At 60.4% G+C, this 2,991-nt stretch carries 2 protein-coding genes and 1 pseudogene; all 3 read left to right on the forward strand.

The window, feature by feature from the left end; all coding sequences use genetic code 11:
* Window positions 1-1,206: vWA domain-containing protein (locus F573_RS0113700; RefSeq protein ID WP_019023063.1), on the forward strand; the 1,206-nt coding region annotated here is incomplete at its 5' end.
* 80 nt (window positions 1,207-1,286) lie between these two features.
* Window positions 1,287-2,477, forward strand: coding sequence for a toprim domain-containing protein (locus F573_RS0113705; protein WP_019023064.1), 1,191 nt, complete (start codon window positions 1,287-1,289; stop codon window positions 2,475-2,477).
* Window positions 2,478-2,626: 149 nt separating this feature from the next.
* A pseudogene (locus F573_RS15145) lies at window positions 2,627-2,991 on the forward strand (hypothetical protein); the annotation flags it as partial.

Here is a 2,991-nt window from a genome sequence, read left to right on the forward strand (position 1 = left end):
GATTCGGATGAAGGCTCCGAAGACGAGGCCAACGACGGCGCTGACGCCGGGGATGAATCCGAGGACGAATCGGACGAGAACGACGGTGGGGGTAACTCCAGCGACGAGTCCGACGAGGATCCGGAAGATGAATCCGGCGATGGCGGAAAAGGTGACGCCGACGACGATGCCGAGGAAGATTCGGAAGACAGTGCCGGTGGAGATAACGCCAGCGGCGAGTCGGAAGATGAATCCAGTGAGGATTCCGCCGGGGAAGATTCCGGGGATGAATCCGGCAACGAAACCCAGTCGCAATCCGGTAGCGATGAATCCGGCGATGGCGCCGGAGACATCCAGGATCAACTGGACGAAGAGGCCGAAGACCTCGACTCCTTCGATCTGGGCGATTCACTGGGGAAAAGCATCGAAGAGAAAAGCCACCGGGCCAACCCGGATCAGGTGCCCTCGGAGATGATGGCGGTACAACCGTCGGATAAGTCCAATCCGGAGACGTTGGCTGAGAACGCTCGAGCCGCCACCACCGCCCTGCGGATGAAGATGCGCACGCTGCTGGAAAGCGTGAACTTCGATCGCCGCAGCACACGGCGGAAAGGCCGCAAGATCCGTTCCCGTCATCTGGCCCGCGCGGGCATGAATGACGACCGGATCTTCGAAAAGCGGACCACGTCTTCCACCCCGAACACCGCGGTGGAAGTGCTGGTGGATCGGTCAGGTTCGATGATGGGTGAAACCATCGTTAAGGCCATGACATCGGCGTATGCGTTGCAGTCCGCCCTGGAAGAAACCAAGGGTGTGACGGCGCAGACCACCACGTTCCCCTATCCGTGGGGAGACGGTGTCGGGGTCATCGTGCCGTTCGGCAGTCGGGCCCGCCCGAATGTGTCGCGGTTCTGGCCCTATAGTGGAGGATCCACGCCGATGGGTAGCGCCATGCTGCGAAGCGGCATGAACCTCGTTCAGCGTTCGGAGCCCCGGAAGATCCTTCTGGTGCTCACCGATGGCGAACCGAATTGCACCCCGTCTGCGGAGCAAGCCATCGAAATGGCTCGTGAAGCAGGTATCGAGGTGTTTGGGATCGGCATCGGAGATGACGTGAACGTTGAGGAATTGTTCGGCGATCGCTGGGCCGCCCGGGTCCATGACCTGGGAGACCTGGCGCCGGAGATGTTCCGCATCCTCCGGAAGTCGTTGGCGCAAGCCGCATAGTCGCACCTGCCAGGGTGCTTTGTGATTCAACAGAGCACCCGCTGGCACGGGTGCTCCTTTTGAGCAGAAAGGAGGAAACCATGGAACGTCCGTACAGGATTAACGCCCAAAAGCTGAAAGAGGCGGCGGCTGGGTACTGGCCTGCGATTTTCGCGGACCTTGCCCCGCAGTTGCGTACGGCGGTGGAAAAATCGCAACAAAAACGCAACCCCCCGCATGTTCCCCGACCGGACCATGCCGGGGGAAAGGACGGTTTCCGGTTTCTCAAGGACTGGCAGGAAACCGGGGCGGCCGTGCTCAACCAGACACTGGACCAGCACGACGCGAAGCTCGCCAAGCAGGGCAGCCACGGGTATGTGCTGACCGGTGGATTGGACACGCTGATGTGGGTCAACCATTGGTCGTTTCCCGAAGCTCTCCAACAAGTCAATAAATGGCTTGGCGGATCGGAAGAGGAAACCGTCGAGGTCTCCGAAGCGCAAAAGAGGCGAAACGAGGAAATCGCTCGCCAGAAAGCCGAGGAGAAGCGTAAGCAGGACGAATACACCCAGAAACGCCTGAACGAACTGTGGGGGCAGAAGAGTATCGCCCTCACGGATCCGGGCGGTTCGGTGGGTATCGCCTACTTCCAGAACCGCGGCATCCATCTCCAGCAATGGCCGGATGTCTGCCGGGTCGTCCACGACCTGACCTACTACTGCGGTGAGAGGGAAGAGTTCACGGGGACCTACCCCGCGATCGTCTCTCTCTTCTGTCAGCATGACGGTCAGCCGGCCACGCTTCATCGGATCTTTCTCGAGCAGGACGGTTCCGACAAGGCGCCGGAACAGACCAGCAAAAAGCTGGCCTCATATCCCTCGTGGAAAGACATCCGGGGTGGCGCTATCCCGCTGTTCGGGCCCCGTCCGGGCGATGGGGACCTGCATGTCGGCGAAGGCATCGAAACGATGCTGGCCGTGCGTATGGCGCTTCAGGAACTGGCGGTCACCTGGGCCGCCGGAACCGCCGGCTCGCTGGCAAGCTTCACGCCCCCTTCGTGGGTCAAGAGGCTTATCATCTGGGCGGATCTCGATCTATCCCAGACCGGCGAACGGGAAGCGGATACGCTGGCGCGGCGCATGGCGGAAATCGGTCTTCCGGTCTACGTCATCATTCCGGGGGATCAGCCTCCACCGGGCCAGAAAAGCTACGACTGGCTGGATGTGTTGCGTGATTATGGCCCCCAGGCCATCGCCTACGCGCACCAGCAGTTCGTGCCGGAACCCCGGTAACACACCAACCACGCCCCTCTTCGGATGACCGAAGGGGGGCTTTTTTTTGGGCGCGAAACACGGCAGAGTAGAAGGCGCGAAAAAAATCGCATAGGCCATCGCCGTGTTGCACAATGGAATGGCAACAAATGGCAGAAAGGAGTCCAGTAATGGCTGTAGCAGAGCAAGAGAAAGCACGGGGAGCGGAAGGCGCACAATCGAATCCGAATGCCTCGGGGTACACACGCCCCAACACCTTCGGTGAAATTCGGGATCAGCTTCGCAAGAAGGACATTCCGGCGCCGACCAATGACGTGATCCGGAAGGCGTTTGAAACGCACGGACGGGATCTCATCCTCCAGGCACTCGAGATTCTTTATACGAATCCTGACCGTGCGCCGGATGCGCGAAAATTCCTCGCGGAAAAACTGGCGGCCGGAGAGGAAGGCCCCTACGCGAACGGAGACGACTCAACCCCCGAGCCAGAAGGATCAAAGTCCGACCGGCAGACAGTGGATCGTGCTTCAGGCAAGCG

The sequence above is a fragment of the Thioalkalivibrio sp. ALE23 genome (assembly GCF_000378545.1).
Taxonomy (GTDB): Bacteria; Pseudomonadota; Gammaproteobacteria; order Ectothiorhodospirales; family Ectothiorhodospiraceae; genus Thioalkalivibrio.